A 21,235-nucleotide genomic window follows, 5' to 3' on the forward strand; every position below is an offset into this window, starting at 1 on the left:
CTTAGACGCCCTTCTGGATCACGCCGTAAAACACCATCAACGCCGTCACTGCAATCCAGAAGATGGTGAGCGGGATGAAGACCTTCCAGCCCAGACGCATGATCTGGTCGTAACGGAAGCGCGGGAAGCTGGCACGGAACCAGATGTAGGAGCTGGCGAAGAAGAAGACCTTCAGCAGCAGCCACGGCCAGCCGCCCTTCCAGATCCAGTCGATCCACGGCGAGATGTCTGCCGTGATCCAACCCTGGAGCGGGCTCAGCCAACCACCGAGGAAGAAGATCGAGATCAGGAAGCTGATCAGGATCATGTTGGCGTATTCGGCCAGGAAGAACAGCGCGAACGCACCACCGGAGTATTCGACCATGTGGCCGGCCACGATTTCCGATTCACCTTCCACGACGTCGAACGGCGCGCGGTTGGTTTCGGCAACGCCGGACACCCAGTACACGATGAACAGCGGGAACAGCGGCAGCAGGAACCAGTCGAACAGACCGGAGTTGCCCGCCTGCGCCATCACGATGTTGCTCAGGTTGAGGCTGCCCGAGGCGATCATCACGCCGACCAGGGCAAAGCCCATCGCGATTTCGTAGCTGATCATCTGCGCCGAGGCGCGCATCGCACCGAGGAACGCGTACTTCGAGTTGGAGGCCCAACCGGCCAGGATGATGCCGTACACGCCCAGCGAGGTCATCGCCAGCAGGTACAGCAGGCCGGCGTTGGCATTGGAGAGCACGATCCGGGCGTCGAAGGGAATCACCGACCAGGCCGCGAAGGCCGGGCCCAGCGTGATCAGCGGCGCCAGGATGAACATCGCCTTGTGCGAGCTGCTCGGCTGGATGATTTCCTTGAACAGCAGTTTGAAGACGTCGGCGAAGGCCTGGAAGATGCCCATGCCGACATACATCGGGCCATGACGCACGTGCATCCAGCCGATCAGCTTGCGCTCCCAGACCACGTAGAAGGCCACCGAGATGATCACCGGCATGGCGATCACCAGGATCTTCAGGATGATCCAGAGCAGCGCGCCGATGTCGCCCAGTGACAGCAGCCACTGGTGCAGCGGGTCGACCGCGTTCAACAGCAATTCGTTCATGCAGCCACCACCGTTACGCGTGCGGCACCCAGCGGTGCGGTTGCACCGTGGCCCGATTCAATCCAGACCGACCCAGCGGCAACGCGGGCGTCGACCACCACCGGCAAGGTGGCACGGCCGGCATCGGTGCCGACCTTGGCCATCTGGCCTTCCACCAACTGCAGGCGGGCAGCGTCGTCGGCGTTGAGCACGATGCGCGGGGCGTTGTTGAGCGGATGCGACTGCAGCGCCTGGGCACGACGGACCACCGCATCGGTGCGGTAGATCGCGGCGGTCGAGGTCACTTCCAGGCCCTCGCCCGCCACCGGCGTGGCCGCCGAAGACGACACGTTGACGCTGACCGGGGCCAGGCTGGCGCGCAGGCCGGCCAGATCGGTGAACTCGAAACCAGCCAGCGACAGTTCGCCGCCCAGTGCACGCAGCACGCGCCAGCCTTCACGCGCCTCGCCCGGCAGCTTGCCGCCGGCACGTGCCGACTGCTCGCGACCATCGAGGTTGGTCAAGGTGGCATCCACTTCCGGCAGCGCGCCGATCGGCAGGATCACGTCGGCCACATCGCGGGTCGAGGCACAGGCGAACTGGCTGAAGGCCACCACCTGGGCACCGGCCAGTGCCTTGCGGGCAGCGGCGGCGTCGGCGAAGTCCAGGCCCGGCTCGATGCCGTAGATTGCGTAGGCCTTGCGCGGCTGCGCCAGCATGGCGTTGACGTCCTTGCCGGCCGGCAGCACGCCGGCGCGGGTCAGGCCCACGGCATTGGCGCCCTGCGGGATGCGGCACAGCTTGGCACCGGTCGCGGCAGCGAAATCACGCGCGGCGGCGCGGATCGCGGCAGCCTGCGGGTGGTTTTCGGCGATGCCACCGACGATCAGCACGGCATTGCTGGCGCCCTTGACCGCGTCGCGCAGGTCGGCATTGCCGAGCGCGTCGATGAAGGCCGACGGGGTAACGATCTGCTTGCTGGCCAGCTTGAACGCGAAATCGAAGTCGACCGGATTGACGGCATGGATCTTCGCGTTGCGCGTGGTCTGTGCCTTGCGCAGGCGGGCATGCAGCAGCGGCAGCTCGTGACGGATGTTGCTGCCGAGCACGACGATGCTGTCCGCGCCTTCGATCTCGGCCAGCGGCAGGCCGAAGACTTCGGCGGTGGCGGCGTCGGAGAAGTCGCGGTTGTTGATGCGGTGATCGATGTTGGTGGTGCCCAGGCCGCTGGCGAGGCGGGCCAGCAGCGCGCCCTCCTCGTTCGAGGCCGACGGGTGCACCAGCACGCCGAGGTCGTCGCCCTGGTTCGCGGCGAAGATTTCCTTGGCGGCGGCCAGGCCTTCAGCCCAGCTCACTTCCTTCCACTCGCCGTTGACCTTGCGCAGCGGCTTGACCGCACGGTCATCGCTGTACAGGCCCTGGTGCGAATAGCGGTCGCGATCGGACAGCCAGCATTCGTTGACGGCTTCGTTGTCGCGCGGCACTGCGCGCAGCACTTCGCCGCGACGCACGTGCAGGAACAGGTTCGAGCCCATCGCGTCGTGGTAACCCAGCGACTCACGCGCGGTCAGTTCCCACGGACGGGCGCGGAACTGGAACACCTTGTTGGTCAGCGCGCCGACCGGGCAGACATCGACGACGTTGCCGGACAGCTCGGTCGTCAACGGCTTGCCGTCGTAGGTGCCGATCTGCAGGTTTTCACCGCGGTACATGCCACCCAGCTCATAGGTACCGGCAACGTCGGCGGTGAAGCGGACGCAGCGGGTGCACTGAATGCAGCGGGTCATTTCAGTGGCCACCAGCGGACCGATGTCCTCGTCGGGCACCACGCGCTTGCGCTCGTTGAAGCGGCTGACCGAACGGCCATAGCCCAGCGAAACGTCCTGCAGCTCGCACTCGCCGCCCTGATCGCAGATCGGGCAGTCCAGCGGATGGTTGATCAGCAGGAATTCCATCACCGAGCGCTGGAACTTCAGCGCCTTTTCACTGCGGGTGGCGACCTTCATGCCATCCATGACCGGTGTGGCGCAGGCCGGTGCCGGCTTGGGCGACTTTTCCACGTCGACCAGGCACATGCGGCAGTTGGCGGCGATCGGCAGCTTCTCGTGGTAGCAGAAGCGCGGGATCGGAATGCCGGCCTTGTCGGCGGCCTGGATGATCATCGAGCCCTTGGGCACGACCAGGGACTGGCCGTCGATTTCGACGGTCACATGATCCGGTGGCACGCTCGGGTTTACGGGTTGCGCGCTCATGCGGCGGCTGCCTCCACCTTCTTGCCGTCAACCATCGAATGACCGTTGACGATGTAGTACTCGAATTCGTCCCAGAACTGGCGCAGGAAGCCCTGGATGGGCCATGCCGCCGCTTCACCGAACGCACAGATGGTGTGGCCTTCGATCTGGCCGGCCACCGTCTTCAACTGATGCAGGTCTTCCATCGTGGCCTTGCCGGCGACGATGCGCTCCAGCACGCGGTGCATCCAGCCGGTGCCTTCACGGCACGGGGTGCACTGCCCACAGGATTCCTTGTGGAAGAACTGGCTGATGCGGCAGGCGAACTTGACGCAGCAGACGCTGTCGTCCAGCACCACGATCGCGCCCGACCCCAGACCGGTGCCCAGGGCACGCAGGGTGTCGTAGTCCATCTGCAGGCCCTTGAGCTCTTCAGCCTTCAGCACCGGCATCGAGACGCCGCCCGGGACCGCGCCCTTGAGCGTGCGGCCCGGCTTCAGACCACCGGCCATTTCCAGCAGGTCGTCGAAGGTGGTGCCCAGCGGCACTTCGAAGTTGCCGCCCTTCTGCACGCAGCCGGAGACCGAGAAGATCTTCGGGCCGCCGTTCTTGGTCAGGCTCAGGCCCTGGAACCACTCCGGACCGTTGCGGATGATCGCCGGCACCGAGGCATAGGTCTCGGTGTTGTTGATCGTCGACGGCTTGCCGTACAGGCCGAAGTTGGCCGGGAACGGCGGCTTGTAGCGCGGCTGGCCCTTCTTGCCTTCCAGCGATTCCATCAGCGCGGTTTCTTCGCCGCAGATGTACGCGCCGGCGCCCAGCGCACCGTAGATGTCGATGTCCACGCCGCTGCCAAGGATGTCCTTGCCCAGCCAGCCGTTCGCGTACGCGTCGGCCAGGGCCTGCTCGAAGTTCTCGAACGGCTCGTGGTGGAACTCGCCACGCAGGTAGTTGTAGCCCACGGTCGAGCCAGTGGCGTAGCAGGCGATCGCCATGCCTTCCACCACCGAATGCGGGTTGTAACGCAGGATGTCGCGGTCCTTGCAGGTACCCGGCTCGGATTCATCCGAGTTGCACAGGATGTACTTCTGCATCGTGCCCTTGGGCATGAAGGACCACTTCAGGCCGGTCGGGAAGCCCGCGCCGCCACGGCCGCGCAGGTTGGACTGCTTGACCATCTCGATGACCTGCTCCGGCGAGATCTTCTCTTCGAGGATCTTGCGCAGGGCGGCGTAACCGCCGGTCTTGAGGTAGTTTTCATACGACCACGGAGTGTCGTAATGCAGGGTGGTGTAGACCACCTGGTGCGGCAACGGTGCGGGACCGACCGGACCACTGGGTGCGTGATGATGTGCCATGTCTTACTCCAACCCGTCCAGCAGCTCGTCGACTTTCTCGACGGTCAGGCGCTCGTGGTAATGGCCGTTGATGACCATCATCGGCGCACCGGCGCAACCGGCCAGGCATTCTTCTTCGCGCTTGAGGTAGATGCGGCCATCGGCGGTGGACTGACCGGTCTTGCAGCCGAGCTTCTTCTCGGCATGCGCGACCAGGTCTTCGGCGCCGTTCAACCAGCAGCTGATGTTGGTGCAGAAGGCGACGTTGTGGCGGCCGACCTTCTCCAGTTCGAACATCGAATAGAAGCTGGCGACCTCGTAGGCCCACACCGGCGGCAGGTCCAGGTACTTGGCGACGCCGGCGATCAGTTCGTCGGTCAGCCAGCCCGCATTCTGTTCCTGTGCGGCGTGCAGGCCCTGCAGGACAGCCGAGCGCTTGCGATCCGGCGGGAACTTGGCCAGCCAGTGATCGATGTGCGCACGGGTCTTGTCACTCAAGACCACCATCGGGTCGACGTCGCGCGCCGCCTCGAAATTACCTGTCGCCTTCATCGGCCGACCTCAGCGAATACGAAATCGTTAAAAACCAGAACCTGCAGCGCCGGCAGCAGCCGGCGGGTGTCAGGCGTCGTGCAAGCGGATGCGATCACCGGTCCACCTCACCGAACACCAGATCGTAGGTGCCGATCATGGCCACCACGTCGGCGAGCATGTGCCCGCGCACGACCGAGTCGATCGAGGACAGATGGGCAAAACCCGGCGCGCGCAGGTGCACGCGGAACGGCTTGTTGGCGCCATCGGACATCAGGTAGCAGCCGAACTCGCCCTTGGGCGCTTCGACGGCGGCGTAGGTTTCGCCGACCGGGACGCAGTAGCCTTCACTGAACAGCTTGAAGTGATGGATCAGCGCTTCCATGTCGTCCTTCATGTCTTCGCGGCTGGGCGGCGCGACCTTGAAGTTCTTGACCATGACCGGGCCCGGGTTGGCCTTCAGCCAGGTGACGCACTGCTTGATGATGCGGTTGGATTCGCGCATCTCGGCCACGCGGCACAGGTAACGGTCGTAGCAGTCACCTTCCTTGCCGAGCGGGATGTCGAACTCGACCGCATCGTACTTGGCATACGGCTGCTTCTTGCGCAGATCCCAGGCGATGCCCGAGCCACGCAGCATCACGCCGGTCATGCCCCAGGCATGGGCCAGTTCCGGGGTGACCACGCCGATGCCGACCGTACGCTGCTTCCAGATACGGTTGTCGGTCAGCAGGGTCTCGTATTCGTCCACGCGCTTGGGGAACTCGACGGTGAAGTTCTCCAGGAAGTCCAGCAGCGAACCTTCGCGCGAGGCGTTGAGGTTCTTCAGGGCCTTGCCCTTGTGCCAGCGCGATTCCTTGTACTTGGGCATGTGGTCCGGCAGGTCACGGTAGACGCCGCCCGGACGGTAGTACGCTGCGTGCATGCGCGCGCCGGAGACCGCTTCGTAGCAGTCCATCAGCTCTTCGCGCTCACGGAAGGCATACAGCATGACCGCCATCGCGCCCAGATCGAGCGCGTTGGATCCCAGCCACATCAGGTGATTCAGGATGCGGGTGATTTCGTCGAACATGGTGCGGATGTACTGCGCACGCTCCGGCGCCTCGATCCCCATCAGGGTCTCGATCGCACGCACGTAGGCGTGCTCGTTGCACATCATCGACACGTAATCCAGGCGATCCATGTAGCCGATCGACTGGTTGAACGGCTTGGACTCGGCCAGCTTTTCGGTACCACGGTGCAGCAGGCCCACGTGGGGGTCGGCACGCATGATGGTTTCGCCGTCCATTTCCAGGATCAGGCGCAGCACACCGTGCGCGGCCGGATGCTGCGGACCGAAGTTCATCGTGTAGTTGCGGATCTCCTGGCGCAGTTCGGCCGGGTTGCTCGCAAAGGCCTGGCTGGCCTGGGTGAATTCACTCACTTGCTTGCCTCCGACTGCGCGGATTCACCGGCAGCGGTCTGGAAACGGGCGTCGTCACGGATCACGCGCGGCACGCCGACACGCGGTTCGACCGAGGTCACCGGTTCATAGATGACGCGCTGTTTTTCTTCGTCGTAGCGCACTTCGACGTTGCCGATCAGCGGGAAATCCTTGCGGAACGGATGGCCGACGAAGCCATAGTCGGTCAGGATGCGGCGCAGGTCCGGGTGACCTTCGAAGATCACGCCGAACAGATCGAACGCTTCGCGCTCGAACCAGTTCAGGCCCGGCCAGATGTTGGTCAGCGAAGCGACCACCGGCAGTTCCTCGTTCGGCGCAAAGCAGCGGATGCGCATGGTGAGGTTGTGCTGGTAGGAACGCAGCTGGGCGACCACGGCAAACCGCTGCAGCGGGATCGGCTGCGGCTGGGCGCCATCGCTGGTTTCGCGGGTGGGGAATTCACCCCAGGCGAAACGGCCGACGGACTTGCCCTCGACGCCACGGCTGAAACCCTGGGACGACACATCGGCCGTATCCCATTCGTCGCTGCCATAACCGAGATAATCCAGGCCGCACAGGTCAACGGCCTGCTCGAAACCGAATTCGTCGCGCAGCGCCAGAGCGGTGGCATGCCAGTCAGCGGCGGGCACTTCCAGCGTCACTTCGCCGCGGGGTTCGACCACGAAGACCTGCGCACCTGCGAAACGTGCGGAAAGTCGGTCGATGAAGGAATGTGCTTGCTCTGCCATGGGGGCTTGGCGTGCTCTTGTCAGGAGGGATGTCAGCGGGCGATGGTCTGCGTACGCCAGATCTTCTTCTGCAACTGCAGGATCCCGTACACCAGCGCTTCGGCGGTAGGTGGGCAGCCGGGGACATAGATGTCCACCGGCACCACGCGGTCACAGCCACGCACTACTGCATAGGAGTAGTGGTAGTAGCCGCCACCGTTGGCGCAGCTGCCCATCGAGATGACCCACTTCGGGTCCGGCATCTGGTCATAGACCTTGCGCAGGGCCGGAGCCATCTTGTTGACCAGGGTGCCGGCCACGATCATCACGTCGGACTGACGTGGCGACGGGCGGAACACCACGCCGTAACGGTCAAGATCCAGGCGCGCCGCACCGGCGTGCATCATTTCCACTGCGCAGCAGGCCAGACCAAAGGTCATCGGCCACATCGAACCGGTACGCGCCCAATTCAACAGCGCATCGACGCTGGTGGTCACGTAGCCCTTTTCGAGCAGGGGGTTGTCGCCTTCGGGGCGCAGGATGTCATCGACCCGCCCTTCCGGGACCGGGTTGTTCATCAGGCCGTCGAGCGTCTGAATTACTCCCATTCCAGCGCTCCCTTCTTCCAGACGTAAATGAAACCGAGGAAAAGCATGCCTACGAAGAGGCCCATCGTGACCAGCGAACGTGCGCCCAGTTCCATGAAGACCTGGGTCCACGGCACGATGAAGATGATTTCCAGATCAAATACGATGAACTGAATCGCGATCAGGTAGTAGCGCACATCGAACTTCATGCGCGCGTCCTCGAAAGCCTCGAAGCCGCATTCGTACGGCGAGAGCTTTTTAAGATCAGGACGTCGGGGACCGAGGAATCGGCCAACCAGCATCAGCGCAACGCCGATACCGGTGGCAACGATCAGAAACAGCAGAGACGGCAAATATTCGGCCAGCACAGCGATTCTCTCTTGCCTCTGCCGCTGCGCCTGCAGGCGCTTTGGCATGGGGGAGTGGACGGATACCGCTACCTGGCGCTTTGCGCGCCAGACGAACCCGCTTACAAACAAATGGTGCCCAAGAGGGGACTCGAACCCCTACGACTCTCGTCGCTACCACCTCAAGGTAGTGCGTCTACCAATTCCGCCACCTGGGCTTACGATCGCACCGGTTGTTCTCCAGTGCGCCGCATATTGTAACCGTCTTCAGCGAGTCTGGGTGCCTTCCGAAGGCTTTTCTTCACCAGATTTCGGAGTTTCCGCCTGAGCCGGCACAGTGGCCGACGGAACAGGCTGCTGCGCCGGGGTTTCCGGGGCCTTGGGCACGGCCGGAAGCTCGCCTGCCGGTGCGGCCGGCGCAGTGGCGGCCGGCGCCGACATCAGGCCGAGGTCCTGCTGCGCCGCCGGGCGCGAGCCATGGCTGGCGTACCAGGCCATGAAGAGGCTGATGCCGAAGAACACCACGGCCAGCCACTTGGTCGACTTGGACAGGAAATTGGACGCACCACGTGCGCCGAACACGGTGCCCGAGGCGCCGGCACCGAAACCCGACCCTGCGGCCGCGCCGGAACCACGCTGCATCAGGATGAGCGCGATCATGGCCACTGCGACCAGCACGTAGACCACATTGAGGATCAACATCAGCATTTCGAATCCGTCCTCGGACATGTCGTGCCGGCGGTTGGGCCGACAACGTAACTAATTAGCGCCCCGCCGCCGCGGCGGCGATGGCAAGGAAGTCCGCGGCCACCAGCGAGGCGCCGCCCACCAGCCCACCATCGACATCGGGCTGTGCGAACAGTTCCGCGGCGTTGTCGGGCTTCACGCTGCCGCCATAGAGGATCGACAGTGAATCCGCAATTCTAGCATCGAGCTTGGCCACTTCGCCACGGATGAACGCGTGGACCTGCTGGGCCTGCTCCTTGGAGGCGGTCCGGCCGGTGCCGATGGCCCAGACCGGCTCATAGGCGACCACGGCCTGCGCGAACCCTGCCGCCCCGACCAGATCAAGCACCGGGGCCAGCTGGGCGGCGATGACCGCCTCGGTCTGGTTGGCTTCGCGCTGCTCGAGCGTCTCACCGACGCACAGGATCGGGGTCAGGCCGGCGTGCAGGGCGGCGGCGAACTTGCGGGCGACCAGTTCGCTGCTTTCAGCGTGGTACTGCCGGCGCTCGGAGTGACCAACCAGGCCGTAGCGGGCCCCGACTTCGGCCAGCATGGTGGCCGAGACTTCACCGGTGTAGGCGCCCTTTTCATTGCTGCTGACATCCTGGGAGCCGAACGCGACGGCGCGGCCTTCGAAGGCTTCGACCAGCTCGCCCAGATACGGCAGCGGCGGCAGGACCACGACGTCGACGCCCTGCAGCGGGAGGTCGGCAACCAGGTCACTGACCAGGTCGGTGGCGAATTGGCGGCTGCCGTGCAGCTTCCAGTTACCGGCGACGATCTTGCGGCGCATGGCGGGGGCTCCTTTGGGTATCAGCCGGCCATGATAACGGATGCAACGAAATGGCGTTGGTGGGAAAACGCTTACATTTCAATTGGATATTTATTTTTCGCTGCGGACGAAAGGCAAGTGCAAGGGCGACAGCGGCGGCGGGGGCGCCCGGGCTGGGCGGGCGCAGGTGGGTTGGCGCGCATCGGAGTGCGTTGGAGCAAGCCGGCCAGCGGCCGGCACGACCCGGAATGAAGAAGGCCGCCTTTCGGCGGCCCTCGTTCTTGCCCCGGCAGATCGCTTACTTCAGCTTGATCTCGCGCAGGCGCTCTTCCAGGAAGCCGTGGGCGGTGATCGGCTCCGGGTAGCGGCTCGGGTTCTCCGGGGTGATGCAGGTCGGCAGCACGTCGATCAGGAAATCCGGGTTCGGGTGCAGGAAGAACGGCACCGAGTAGCGCGGCTGGCGCGCCTGCTCGCCCGGGGGATTGACCACGCGGTGGATCGTGGAGGGGTACACATGGTTGGTCAGGCGCTGCAGCATGTCGCCGATGTTGACCACGATGGTGTCCGCGTCGGAGGTGAACGGCACCCACTTGCCCTCGTGCGACTGCACTTCCAGGCCGGCCGCACTGGCGCCGACCAGCAGCGTGATGAAGTTGATGTCGCCATGGGCCCCGGCGCGCACGTTCGGGATGTTCTCCGCCGTGATCGGGGGGTAATGGATCGGGCGCAGGATCGAATTGCCGTTGTTGGTCTTGTCGGCGAAGAAGTCCTCCGGCAGGCCAATGTGCAGCGCCAGCGCCGACAGGACGCGCGAGCCCAGCTTGTCCAGCGCCTGGTAGATCCCGTAACCCCGCTCGCGGAAGCCCGGCACCTCGCTCGGCCACAGGTTCGGGGCCATCACCTCGCGGTACGGGGAGTCGTCCGGGATCTCCCGGCCGATGTGCCAGAACTCTTTCAGATCAAAGTGCTGCGAGCCCTTGGCGGTCTCCACGCCGAAGGCCGTGTAGCCGCGCGCGCCGCCACTGCCCGGCACGTGGTACTGGCGCTTGGTCTCTTCGGGCAGCGCGAAGAAGGCCTTGAAGACCTCGTAGGCGGCGTCGATGTCGGCCTGCGGGATGCCGTGGTTGCGGATGCCAGCAAAGCCCCATTCGCGGTAGGCCGCACCCAGCTCAGCCACGAACGCATCGCGGTCGGTGTCGAAACGGGTGATGTCGAGGGTGGGGATCTGGCTCACAGCGATTCCTGCTTGTTCATGGTGGTCGGTGGGCCAGCTGTGGCCCGGCTGAACATTGTGCCAGATCGGGCCAACCCCGCCACCGATACATTGATACAAACCGATACAATGCGCGCGCCCAGACGGCCAGAACGGGCCAACGGTGACGCTGATGCGCCGCCCCCTTTACTCCTTGCCCCGCCCGCCTGATGGATGCCCTGCCCTCCCCCCCATCGCCGATGGCGTTGCGCCGGCTCACGCCGGCAGGGCCGACCCCGTGGCCGATGTGCACGCACGACCTCCCACCCACGGCACCGCACAGCGCATGGGATGCGCTGGCGCGATTCCGCAGGCAATGACGACCGCCGCCCGCGCCTGCCGCGGGCGCGTTTCCACACATGGACTGTCCACCGATGAACGCTCCACTGAAAATTCTCCATACCGAGGCTGCCAAGGGATTGGGCGGGCAGGAGATCTACATCTACCGCCACATGCTGGCCATGCGCGATCGCGGCCATGACGTCTCGCTGCTGTGCCAGCCCGGCGCGCGGCTGGGCGAGATGGCACGCGAAGCCGGCTTCACCGTGCACGCGCTCAGGATGGGCGGCCTGCTGCGCATGCTGCGCGGCATCTGGTCGGTCTCGCGCCTGGTACGTCGCCATGGCTATGACGTGGTCAACACCACCAGCCGCCGGGACAGCCTGATTGCCGCCGCCGGCGCCCGCCTGGGCGGCACGCCGCTGGTGGTGCGTTCGCGCCACCTGATGAGCCCGATCAACTCGCTGCTGACCTACACCGGCCTGCCCCACCGGGTGATGACCGTGAGCAGCTTCGTCAAGAAACTGATGGTCAGCCGCGGCATCGACGATGCGCGCGTGGGAATCGTCCCGCCGATCGCGGTGCCGCCGCAGTGGTCGCAGATCGCCAAGCGCGACCCGTGGCAGTGCCTGCAGGACACCCGCGCCGACGTGCGCGCCGAACTGGGCTTCAGCGACGAGCAGATCGTGGTCGGTTGTGTCGCAGTGCTGCGCGAACCCAAGGGCCACCTGGAGCTGCTCAAGGCGATGGCGCCACTTTGCCAGGCCAACCCGCGCGTGCAGCTGGTGATCGTCGGTGATGGCCAGCCGGTGATGGATCGCCTGATCGCCCTGCGCGAGCAGTTCGGCATTGCCGCGCAGGTGCACCTGCTGGGCTACCGCCAGGGCGCTTGCCGGTTGATGGCCGGCTTCGATATCTTCGCGCTGGCCACCCACAAGGAAGCGGCCGGCACGGTGTTCCTCGAGGCGGCCTACGTCGGCGTGCCGATCGTGGCCACGCGCGTGGGCGGCGTACCGGAGATGGTGGTGGAAGGCAGCAATGCCCTGCTCGCGCCGCTGGGCGACCAGGCCGCGCTGACCAACGCATTGCGTACCCTGATCGAACACCCCGACCGCCGCCAGCAGATGGGCCTGGCGGGCTGGGAATGGATGCGCAGCGCGCACCGCTTCACCCCGACCGGTCACACTGAAGCGACCGAACACTATTACCACCAGTGGTTGAAGGAACTGGGCCATGGCCAACGCTAGATCCGTCCCGGTGCTGATGCACCACCATGTCTCCCCGTCCCCGGGGATGATCACGGTCTCGCCGGAAAACTTCGAAAGCCAGATCGCCTGGCTGGCGGCCAATGGCTGGACCTCGCTGACGCTGGACCAGTACGCGGATTTCCTCGCGGGCAAGCCGACGCCGGCCAGGTCGATCGTGATCACCTTCGATGACGGTTACCTGGACAACTGGGTGTACGCGCATCCGATCCTGGCCAAGTACGGCATGCACGCGGTCGTGTTCGTGGTGACCGGCTGGATGGGCGAAGGCGATGTCCGCCCGCATGCGGGCCAGCCCGGCGCCACCCTGCCCGCGACACCGGACCATCGCGGCTGCGAGGAGGCGATCCTGCGCGACAACCGCCCGGACGAGGTGATGATGCGCTGGAGCGAGGCGCGCGCGATGATCGCCGCCGGCACCTTCGAAGTGCATTGCCACACGCACACGCACACCCGCTGGCTCAGGCAGGCGATCTCCCGCGAGCACAAGCGCCAGGGCACCGCCGGCGACCTGTCGGTGGCGCGCGATGTCCTGCAGCAGCAGCTGGGCGAGGTCTCGGATACCCTGTGCTGGCCGTACGGCGATTTCGACGAGGACTACGTGCAGATCGCGCGGGCGCACGGCTTCAAGTACCTGCATACCACCCATCCGTTCGGCCGCAACGTGGTCGGTGGCGATCCAGAACACATCTACCGCTTCGCGATCCGCAACCGCCCGGCGAGCTGGCTGCGCAAGCGCATCGCCTACAGTTACCACCCACTGATCGCGCCGCTGTTCAACCGCTTCAAGGCGAAGAAAAAGAAGATGGTGCCGGGGCCGTAACGCGCTACCCCGCCGCAACGAAAACGCCCCGGTTCCCGGGGCGTTTCCAGTTTCCGGCCTCGCTGCCCGGCTCAGGCCGCGGCCGCCGCCTTCACCGCCGCCGAGAGGCTGTCCAGCGTGGACTGCATCAACTCGGCGCTGTCGGCCTCGACGGTGACACGCACCACCGGCTCGGTGCCCGAGGGCCGCAGGAACGCGCGGCCGCGCCCCTTCACTGCCTGCTGTGCAGCCAGCAGCGCAGCCTGCACGCTCTCGGCCTGTACGGTGGCCTTGGCAGCGCCCTGCAGGCGCACGTTGACGGTCTTCTGCGGCACCTCGTTGAGTACCGACAGCACCTGGCGCAGCGAGGTGCCGTCACGGCGCAGCACTTCCAGCACCTGCAGCGCACTGACGATCGCATCACCGGTGGTGGCGCGGTCCAGGCACAGCAGATGGCCGGACGCTTCGCCGCCGAGCACGCCGTTGTTTTCGACCAGCGCCTGATGCACGTACCGGTCACCGACGTTGCTGCGCTGGAACGGGATGTTCAGCCGTTCCAGTGCCTGCTCCAGGCCGAAGTTGGTCATCAACGTACCGACCACCGGGCCATGCAGGCGACCGCTGCGCTGCCAGGCCTGGGCCAGCACGAACAGCAGGTCATCGCCATCGACCGGATTGCCCTGGTCATCAGCCATCAGCACGCGATCGCCATCACCGTCGAAGGCGATGCCGAAATCAGCGCCGACTTCGCGCACTTTCGCGGCCAGATTGTCGATGTGCATCGAGCCGACGCCATCGTTGATGTTCAGCCCGTTGGGTGCATCACCGATGCTGACCACCTGCGCGCCCATCTCGCGGAACAGCAGCGGGGCAACGTGGTAGGTGGCACCGTGCGCGCAGTCGAGCACGATCTTCAGCCCACGCAGATCGAACCCGCGCGGCACGCTGGCCTTGCAGAATTCGATGTAGCGGCCGACCGCATCACGCGCGCGCATGGCCTTGCCCAGCCGCTCGGACTCGACCGTGGTGAAAGGCGCATCGAGCGCCGCTTCCAAGGCCAGCTCGGTGGCGTCATCGAGCTTTTCGCCATCGGCGGAGAAGAACTTGATGCCGTTGTCGTAATGCGGATTGTGCGAGGCGCTGATGACGATGCCCGCATCCGCACCGAGGGTGCGGGTGAGGAAGGCCACCGCCGGCGTTGGCATGGGGCCGAGCAGCTGCACGTCCGCACCGGCCGCGACCAGCCCGGCCTCCAGCGCGGCTTCGAACATGTAGCCGGAGATGCGGGTGTCCTTGCCGATCACCACCACCGGGCGGTGCCCGTTGCGCTCGGTCAGCGCGCGCCCGAGCGCATTGCCCAGGCGCAGCACGAAATCGGCGGAGATGACGCCCTCACCGACCTTGCCGCGGATGCCGTCGGTGCCGAAATACTTGCGCGACGCCATCAGGCCGCCGCGTCCGGTGCCGGTGCGGGCTGACGCGCCAGCATGGCCAGGAGCTCCGACAGGCGGTCGCGCATCTCGCGGCGGTCGCAGATCTGGTCGATCGCGCCGTGCTCGAGCAGGAACTCCGAGCGCTGGAACCCTTCCGGCAGCTTTTCGCGCACGGTCTGCTCGATCACGCGCGGGCCGGCGAAGCCGATCAGTGCCTGCGGCTCGGCGATGTTGATGTCGCCCAGCATCGCGAAGGAGGCCGACACGCCACCGGTGGTCGGGTGGGTCAGCACGGAGATGTACGGCAGGCCGGCATCGCGCAGGCGACCCAGCGCGGCCGAGGTCTTGGCCATCTGCATCAGCGAGAACAGGCCTTCCTGCATGCGCGCGCCGCCACTGGCGGAGAAGCACACGTAAGGCGCACCGATCTCCAATGCCTTTTCCGCAGCCAGCGAGAAACGCTCACCGACCACCGAGCCCATCGAGCCGCCCATGAAGGCGAAATCGAACGCCGAGGCGACCAGCGGGCGGCCCTTCATCAGGCCCTGCATGGCGATCAGTGCATCGTACTCGCCGGTGTTCTTCTGCGAAGCCTTGATGCGCTCGCTGTACTTCTTCTGGTCCTTGAACTTGAGCAGGTCCGTTGGCCCCAGGCGCGCACCGATCTCGGTGGTGCTGTCCGCATCGAACAGCGCGGCCAGGCGCGCACGCGCGCGGATGGCCATGTGGTGGCCACACTTGGGGCAGACTTCCAGGTTCTCTTCCAGCTCAGGACGGTAGAGCGCGCTGCCGCAGCTGCTGCACTTCTCCCACAGGCCCTCGGGGACGCTGCGCTTCTTGCTGGGGACGTTGTCGGTGCGGATGCCAGACGGCATCAACTTGCTGAGCCAACTCATGCGGGATGCTACTTCCGTTCAGGGCGGCCCGGGGGCCGCAAAGGCGGACAGTCTAGCTCACCGTTTCCGTGCTCGGGCACCCCCCGGCGGTTGCCGGGGGGCTGACGTAAACCATTCTGGTACGTACGTTTGCGTGCTTCAGGCGGCGTCGAGAGCGCGTCGCAGCGGCGTGAGGAATGCCTGCGCGGTCCGTGCTGCGCCCGTGGCATCGGGCGCCTCGCCCAATGCGGCCACCAGTGCACTGCCCACCACCACGCCATCGGCCTCCACGGCCATGGCCGCCGCACTGGCCGCATCCTTGATCCCGAAGCCGGCCACCACCGGCACGCTGGAGCGGCTGCGCAGGTCGCGCAGGCGGGCACTGGCGGCGCTGCTGTCCAGGCGTTCGGATGCGCCGGTCACACCGGCAAAGCTGACGTAGTAGAGGTAGCCTTCGGCCATCGCGGACAAGGTATCCAGACGAGCGTCGGCCGTGGTCGGCGAGGCCAGCAGGATCAGCGCCAGACCGGCCGCGGTGAAGATCTCACGGGTTTCGGCGGCTTCTTCCGGCGGCAGGTCGACCAGCAGGATGCCGTCCACACCCGCGGCGATCGCCGACTGCGCGAAGCGGGCCGTGCCATGGATCTCGATCGGGTTGAGATAGCCCATCAGCACCACCGGGGTGGTGGCATCGTCCCGCCGGAAGGCTGCGACCGTTTCCAGCACGTAGCGCAGCCCTGCCCCGCGGCCCAGCGCGCGTTCGGAGCTGCGCTGGATGGTGGGGCCGTCGGCCATCGGGTCGGAGAACGGCACCCCCAGTTCGATCACGTCCGCACCGGCAGCCGCCAGGGCGTGCATCACCGGCACGGTGGCGTCCAGGCCAGGGTCACCAGCGGTGATGAAGGGAATCAGCGCCTTGCGACCTTCATCGCGCAGGCGGGCAAAACAGGCATCGATACGGTCCACGGACATCTCAGGCACATCCTTCAATCAGTTCAACGGCGCCACTGGCGCCCCAGTACAGCTTCGATATCACCCCGTCGAAGATCTCCAGCCGGATCGCCAGATCCGAGCCGGGGTCCTGCCAGGTCAGGTATTCGCCCGTTTCCGGGTCATAGGCATGCGGTGCGCGCGTACTTCCCGGCGGCAAGCGCTTGAGCGCTTCATCCAGCGTCATGCCCAGGCGCAGCCCGAACGGCCCCGGCTGGGTGATGGCCTCGTAGGAGTCCTCGATCGGGGCCAGTTCAAAGCGCTGCACGTGATCGTCCTCGACCATCATCGACACGCCCTCGGGCAGGTTGCCCCGCTCGTAGTACTCGCACGCACCGCTCGGCTCGCCCTCGCTCAGCCCGGCCGAATGCCAGGGGCCATCGGCGGCGAGCTCGGTGAAGCGCTGCCCGATCAGCACATCGCCTGCATGATCCAGCGCGACCGAGACCACCGAAGGGGCGGCCTCGTCAGCCACGGTGGCCTCCGCCGCGGCAGGCGGCGCCGGCTCGTCCTCGATCGGGCGATTGGCGATGTCATCGTCATTGCTGGCCCGTTGCCGCGCCGGTACGACCGCACCGACCGCTGCGGCAGGTGCCGGCAGCACCGGCGGATCCGGCGGCGTGCATCCGGTCAGGCCGACCACCATCAGCAGCGCACTTCCCTGGCGCAGCAGCGGATTCACAGCACCAGACCCTCGCGCGCAGCGATGGTGTGTACATCCTTGTCGCCGCGGCCGGACAGGTTGCACAGCACCAGCTTGTCGCGCGGCAGCTCGCGGGCGATCTTGATCGCCTGCGCCACCGCATGGCTGGATTCCAGCGCTGCCAGGATGCCTTCGCTGTGCGCCAGCTGGTGGAACGCGGCCAGCGCTTCGTCATCGGTGATGCCCACGTACTCGGCGCGCCCGGCATCGGCCAGGAAGGCGTGCTCCGGGCCGACGCCCGGGTAGTCGAGGCCGGCCGAGACCGAATGGGTTTCGGTGATCTGGCCGTCGTCATCGCAGATCACATAGGTGCGGTTGCCATGCAGCACGCCCGGGCGGCCGGCCGCGATGGAGGCGGCGTGACGGCCGGTCTCGATGCCATCGCCGGCCGCTTCGGCGCCGACGATGCGCACGTCGCGATCGTTGAGGAACGCGTGGAACAGGCCGATCGCATTGCTGCCACCGCCGACGCAGGCGGTGATCGCATCGGGCAGGCGACCGTAGTCGGTGAGCATCTGCGCGCGGGCTTCTCGGCCGACGATCGCGTTGAAATCGCGCACCATGCGGGGGTACGGATCCGGGCCGGCCACGGTGCCGATGATGTAGAAGGTGTCGCGCACGTTGGTGACCCAGTCGCGCATCGCCTCGTTGAGCGCGTCCTTGAGGGTGGCCGAGCCGGAGGTGACCGGCACCACTGTCGCGCCGAGCAGCTTCATGCGGTAAACGTTGATCTTCTGCCGCTCGATGTCGGTGGCGCCCATGTAGACCACGCATTCCAGGCCCAGGCGTGCGGCTACGGTGGCACTGGCCACGCCATGCTGGCCTGCGCCGGTCTCGGCGATGATGCGTTTCTTGCCCATCCGCGCGGCGAGCAGCGCCTGGCCGATGGTGTTGTTGATCTTGTGCGCGCCGGTGTGGTTGAGGTCCTCGCGCTTGAGCAGGATCTGCGCACCGCCGACCTGCTGGCTCAGGCGCTCGGCATGGTAGATCGGGCTGGGACGGCCCACGTAGTGGGTCAGGTCCTTGTCATAGGCGGCGATGAAGGCCGGATCGCGACGTGCCTGGTCATAGGCGGCGGCCAGCTCCTGCAACGGCCCGATCAGGGTCTCGGCGACGAAACTTCCGCCATAGCGGCCGAAATGGCCGTTGGCATCGGGGTAGGCGTGGAAATCGACGATGGGGGAAGTGGGGGAAGCGGACATAGCGCGACAGCCGGTGGAGACAGGCTGCCAATTTAACGCACCTGTCATGACAGGAATATCGATAATATCTGTCGCGACCTGTCAGGAAAACTCACATGACCGACGGACCGTTGCCCCCGCTCAATGCGCTGCGCAGCTTCGAGGCGGCCGCCCGCCTGGGCGGGGTCGGCCGGGCGGCCGACGCCTTGCATGTCACCCATGGCGCGATCAGCCGCCAGTTGCGTCTGCTCGAAGAGTACCTGGGCGTTGCGTTGTTCCAGCGGGAAGGCCGTGGGCTGCGCCTGACCCGCGCCGGCAAGGACCTGCAGGCCGCCTGCGAAGGCGCCTTCGAACAGATCCGCGAGGCGGTCGTGGCGCTCAAGCGCCAACAGCGGCCCGAAGCGCTGGTGCTCGGCTGCAGTGGCAGCATCCTGGCGCGCTGGATGATTCCGCGCCTGCAGGCGCTGCAGAGCGCCCTGCCCCAGCTGCCGTTGCACTGGTCTGCCCAGGACGGCAGCTTCACCAGCGAACAGCAGGGCCTGGATGCGGTCCTGCTGCTGGCCCAGCCACCGTGGCCGCGTGGGTGGCAGGTGCGGGAACTGGCCCCCGAGCGCGTGGGCGTGGTGATCAGCCCCCACCACCCATCGGCGGCACGGTTGCGCCATCAGCCGCCGGCAGCGTTGCTGGCCGAGCCCCTGCTGCACACCACCTCGCGCCCGCAGGCATGGCCGGCATGGGCGCTGTCGCATGGGCTGGACCCGGCGCAGCTGCAGCTGGGCAGCGGCTTCGAGCATTTGTACTACCTGCTGGAAGCGGCGGTCTCGGGCCTTGGCGTGGCGATCGCGCCGGAGCCGCTGGTCGCCGATGACCTGGCCGCAGGTCGGTTGCTGGCACCGTGGGGATTCGGCGCGACCGGCGGGTTCTGGGTTCTGGCGACCCCGGAGGGCGCGGCGGACCCCCGGGTGGATGCGCTGGCGGACTGGCTCACGGCGCAGCTGGCGGGATGAGCGCGCCACGACCAACGGTCGTGGCCAACGGGTCGGCCGCAGATTTATCAGGTTGCCGGCCAGCGGCCGGCACTACCGCGCAGCGGGCGGAATGACGCCGCCACGACCAACGGTCGTGGCCTACGCGTGGGGCCTGCGGATCAATCCGCTTCGTGGCAATCGGCGCGGCGCACTTCTTCCACGAACTTGCGCATCTTGTAGCCGTCCTTGATGCCCGGCTCGGACTCGATGCCGCTGGAGACATCCACCCCCCATGGCAGGGTCGCCACGATCGCATCGAACACGTTGTCCGGGGTGATTCCCCCGGCCAGCAGGAACGGCCGGTGCAGACCGGTCGGCAGGCGGGTCCAGTCGAAGGCCACGCCGGTTCCGCCGCCGCCGCCGGGAGCGTGGCTGTCGAACAGGAACCCGGCCGCGCTGGGGTATCGCAGCTGCAGCTGACGGGCGTTGACCTCATCCTTGCCGCCCATCGCCACGGCCTTCAGGTAGGGCATGTTGAAGCTGCGGCAGAACGACTCGTCTTCGTCCCCGTGGAACTGCAGCAGGGTCGGCCGGACGGTACGCAGTACCTCGCGCACCTCTTCCTTGCTGTTGTCGCGGAACAAGGCCACCACATCCACCATCGGCGCGATCGCCTGGCGCATCGCGCGCGCTTCGGCCGGGGCGACCCGGCGCTTGCTCTCGCGGGCGAAGATGAAGCCGACCGCGTCCACGCCGAGCTCGCCGGCCAGGCGCACATCACCGGCACGGGTCATGCCGCAGAACTTGATACGGGTGCGGTAGAAGGAGCGGCTCATAAGGTGACCTCGGCAGGCAGCTGCCAGTTGTCGGGGTACAGGGGACCAACGAAGACCAATCCCTGCGGCGGAGCGGTCGGGCCGGCGACGGTACGGTCGCGCCCGGCCAGCAACTGCTCCATCCACGAGACCGGTTGCTCACCACAACCGACCAGAATCAGTGAACCGACGATATTGCGCACCATGTGATGAAGGAATGCATTGGCCTGAACGGCGACCTCCACCACCTCGCCCTGGCGGGTCACCGAGAGCGACTGCATGTTCCGGCGCGCGTGCAGGGCCTCGCACTGCACGCTGCGGAAGGCACTGAAGTCGTTCTCGCCCAGCAGGGCCTGCCCTGCCGCATGCATCAGCCCGGCATCCAGCGGCCGGCGCTCCCAGCTCAAGGTCTGCCGGTAGAGCGCGGGGCGGACCTGGCGATTGAGCAGGCGATAGCGGTAGCGGCGCGCGCGCGCGGCGAAGCGCGCATGGAACTCATCGGCCACCGGAACGCACCAGCGCACGGCGATCGAACGCGGCAGGCGGGTGGTGGTGCCCAGCATCCAGCTGCGCGGATCGCGCACGACATCGGTATCGAAATGCACGACCTGGCATTCGCCGTGGACGCCGGCATCGGTACGCCCGGCACACACGACCTGGATCGGCGCATTGGCCACCGAGGACAGCGCTTCCTGCAGGCTGGCCTGCACGCTCGGGCAGCCGCTCTCACCGAGCTGCTGCCAGCCTTTGAATTCGCTGCCGTCGTATTCCACGCCCAGTGCGTAGCGCATGGTGAACCTCTGTGTTTTGGGGGACCGGCGCAGGCGCCGGGTGGTGCATCAGGCAGCGTCGCGCTCGGACCACACAGCCGGTTCGCTGGAAGCGAACGCGACGTGCTCCAGCGGGCGTGCGCGGGTT

Annotated in this window: 21 protein-coding genes and 1 tRNA gene; 3 read left to right on the forward strand and 19 right to left on the reverse strand. The window is 66.3% G+C overall.

Annotated features, from left to right (window positions below):
• Window position 1: 1 nt before the first annotated feature.
• The 12 genes from nuoH to HMPREF3113_RS04005 form a co-directional block, all read right to left on the reverse strand.
• Window positions 2-1,093 (reverse strand): NADH-quinone oxidoreductase subunit NuoH, encoded by a 1,092-nt coding sequence (nuoH, locus tag HMPREF3113_RS03950; protein ID WP_070470914.1) that lies wholly within the window; start codon window positions 1,091-1,093, stop codon window positions 2-4.
• Window positions 1,090-3,324, reverse strand: a complete 2,235-nt coding sequence (gene nuoG, locus HMPREF3113_RS03955; protein WP_070470916.1) for an NADH-quinone oxidoreductase subunit NuoG — start codon at window positions 3,322-3,324, stop codon at window positions 1,090-1,092. Before nuoG ends, nuoH begins: the two co-directional genes overlap by 4 nt.
• Window positions 3,321-4,661: an NADH-quinone oxidoreductase subunit NuoF gene (gene nuoF, locus HMPREF3113_RS03960; protein WP_019182681.1), complete on the reverse strand. Its 1,341-nt coding sequence runs from the start codon at window positions 4,659-4,661 to the stop codon at window positions 3,321-3,323. Before nuoF ends, nuoG begins: the two co-directional genes overlap by 4 nt.
• 3 nt (window positions 4,662-4,664) lie before the next feature.
• On the reverse strand, window positions 4,665-5,192 hold the full coding sequence (nuoE, locus tag HMPREF3113_RS03965) for an NADH-quinone oxidoreductase subunit NuoE (RefSeq protein ID WP_019182680.1): 528 nt from the start codon (window positions 5,190-5,192) through the stop codon (window positions 4,665-4,667).
• Window positions 5,193-5,286: 94 nt separating this feature from the next.
• The gene (locus HMPREF3113_RS03970) at window positions 5,287-6,594 is read right to left on the reverse strand and encodes an NADH-quinone oxidoreductase subunit D (RefSeq protein WP_070470917.1); all 1,308 of its coding nucleotides are present in this window, start codon (window positions 6,592-6,594) and stop codon (window positions 5,287-5,289) included.
• Window positions 6,591-7,343, reverse strand: a complete 753-nt coding sequence (locus tag HMPREF3113_RS03975) for an NADH-quinone oxidoreductase subunit C (protein WP_019182678.1) — start codon at window positions 7,341-7,343, stop codon at window positions 6,591-6,593. Before HMPREF3113_RS03975 ends, HMPREF3113_RS03970 begins: the two co-directional genes overlap by 4 nt.
• 32 nt (window positions 7,344-7,375) lie before the next feature.
• Complete coding sequence (locus HMPREF3113_RS03980; RefSeq protein WP_019182677.1) at window positions 7,376-7,930, reverse strand: NuoB/complex I 20 kDa subunit family protein; 555 nt, start codon at window positions 7,928-7,930, stop codon at window positions 7,376-7,378.
• Window positions 7,921-8,277, reverse strand: a complete 357-nt coding sequence (locus tag HMPREF3113_RS03985) for an NADH-quinone oxidoreductase subunit A (RefSeq protein ID WP_026069699.1) — start codon at window positions 8,275-8,277, stop codon at window positions 7,921-7,923. Before HMPREF3113_RS03985 ends, HMPREF3113_RS03980 begins: the two co-directional genes overlap by 10 nt.
• A gap of 112 nt (window positions 8,278-8,389) precedes the next feature.
• Window positions 8,390-8,474: transfer RNA gene (locus tag HMPREF3113_RS03990), tRNA-Leu, on the reverse strand.
• Between the two features lie 49 nt (window positions 8,475-8,523).
• Window positions 8,524-8,964, reverse strand: a complete 441-nt coding sequence (gene secG / locus HMPREF3113_RS03995; protein ID WP_026069698.1) for a preprotein translocase subunit SecG — start codon at window positions 8,962-8,964, stop codon at window positions 8,524-8,526.
• A gap of 55 nt (window positions 8,965-9,019) precedes the next feature.
• The gene (tpiA, locus tag HMPREF3113_RS04000; protein ID WP_046273238.1) at window positions 9,020-9,775 is read right to left on the reverse strand and encodes a triose-phosphate isomerase; all 756 of its coding nucleotides are present in this window, start codon (window positions 9,773-9,775) and stop codon (window positions 9,020-9,022) included.
• Between the two features lie 277 nt (window positions 9,776-10,052).
• Window positions 10,053-10,988 (reverse strand): isopenicillin N synthase family dioxygenase, encoded by a 936-nt coding sequence (locus HMPREF3113_RS04005; protein WP_019182673.1) that lies wholly within the window; start codon window positions 10,986-10,988, stop codon window positions 10,053-10,055.
• A gap of 392 nt (window positions 10,989-11,380) precedes the next feature.
• Here HMPREF3113_RS04005 and HMPREF3113_RS04010 point away from each other — a divergent pair, with 392 nt between their 5' ends.
• Complete coding sequence (locus HMPREF3113_RS04010) at window positions 11,381-12,532, forward strand: glycosyltransferase family 4 protein (RefSeq protein WP_070470919.1); 1,152 nt, start codon at window positions 11,381-11,383, stop codon at window positions 12,530-12,532.
• A complete protein-coding gene (locus tag HMPREF3113_RS04015) occupies window positions 12,519-13,373 on the forward strand; it encodes a polysaccharide deacetylase family protein (protein WP_070470921.1) in 855 nt (284 codons plus the stop codon). The genes HMPREF3113_RS04010 and HMPREF3113_RS04015 overlap by 14 nt, the downstream gene beginning before the upstream one ends.
• A 71-nt stretch (window positions 13,374-13,444) precedes the next feature.
• Here HMPREF3113_RS04015 and glmM read toward each other — a convergent pair whose 3' ends face one another.
• From glmM to trpB, 5 genes are all read right to left on the reverse strand, one after another.
• The gene (glmM, locus tag HMPREF3113_RS04020) at window positions 13,445-14,797 is read right to left on the reverse strand and encodes a phosphoglucosamine mutase (protein WP_070470923.1); all 1,353 of its coding nucleotides are present in this window, start codon (window positions 14,795-14,797) and stop codon (window positions 13,445-13,447) included.
• Window positions 14,797-15,681, reverse strand: coding sequence for an acetyl-CoA carboxylase, carboxyltransferase subunit beta (gene accD / locus HMPREF3113_RS04025; protein WP_070470925.1), 885 nt, complete (start codon window positions 15,679-15,681; stop codon window positions 14,797-14,799). The genes glmM and accD overlap by 1 nt, the downstream gene beginning before the upstream one ends.
• Window positions 15,682-15,819: 138 nt before the next feature.
• The gene (gene trpA, locus HMPREF3113_RS04030) at window positions 15,820-16,632 is read right to left on the reverse strand and encodes a tryptophan synthase subunit alpha (protein WP_070470927.1); all 813 of its coding nucleotides are present in this window, start codon (window positions 16,630-16,632) and stop codon (window positions 15,820-15,822) included.
• A 1-nt stretch (window position 16,633) separates the two neighbouring features.
• Window positions 16,634-17,332 carry a hypothetical protein gene (locus HMPREF3113_RS04035; RefSeq protein ID WP_070470929.1) on the reverse strand — a complete coding sequence of 233 codons (699 nt, stop codon included), beginning with the start codon at window positions 17,330-17,332 and terminating at the stop codon, window positions 16,634-16,636.
• Window positions 17,329-18,555 (reverse strand): tryptophan synthase subunit beta, encoded by a 1,227-nt coding sequence (trpB, locus tag HMPREF3113_RS04040; protein ID WP_019182666.1) that lies wholly within the window; start codon window positions 18,553-18,555, stop codon window positions 17,329-17,331. Before trpB ends, HMPREF3113_RS04035 begins: the two co-directional genes overlap by 4 nt.
• Before the next feature lie 95 nt (window positions 18,556-18,650).
• Between trpB and HMPREF3113_RS04045 the strand changes: the two genes are divergently transcribed.
• Entirely contained in the window at window positions 18,651-19,541 is an 891-nt protein-coding gene (locus tag HMPREF3113_RS04045) for a LysR family transcriptional regulator (RefSeq protein WP_070470931.1), read from the forward strand.
• Window positions 19,542-19,681: 140 nt separating this feature from the next.
• Here HMPREF3113_RS04045 and HMPREF3113_RS04050 read toward each other — a convergent pair whose 3' ends face one another.
• Together HMPREF3113_RS04050 and truA are read right to left on the reverse strand one after the other, a co-directional pair.
• The gene (locus tag HMPREF3113_RS04050) at window positions 19,682-20,338 is read right to left on the reverse strand and encodes a phosphoribosylanthranilate isomerase (RefSeq protein ID WP_019182664.1); all 657 of its coding nucleotides are present in this window, start codon (window positions 20,336-20,338) and stop codon (window positions 19,682-19,684) included.
• Window positions 20,335-21,108, reverse strand: a complete 774-nt coding sequence (gene truA / locus HMPREF3113_RS04055) for a tRNA pseudouridine(38-40) synthase TruA (protein ID WP_046273243.1) — start codon at window positions 21,106-21,108, stop codon at window positions 20,335-20,337. The genes HMPREF3113_RS04050 and truA overlap by 4 nt, the downstream gene beginning before the upstream one ends.
• Window positions 21,109-21,235: the final 127 nt, after the last annotated feature.

The organism is Stenotrophomonas sp. HMSC10F06, assembly GCF_001807865.1.
Taxonomy (GTDB): Bacteria; Pseudomonadota; Gammaproteobacteria; order Xanthomonadales; family Xanthomonadaceae; genus Stenotrophomonas; species Stenotrophomonas bentonitica_A.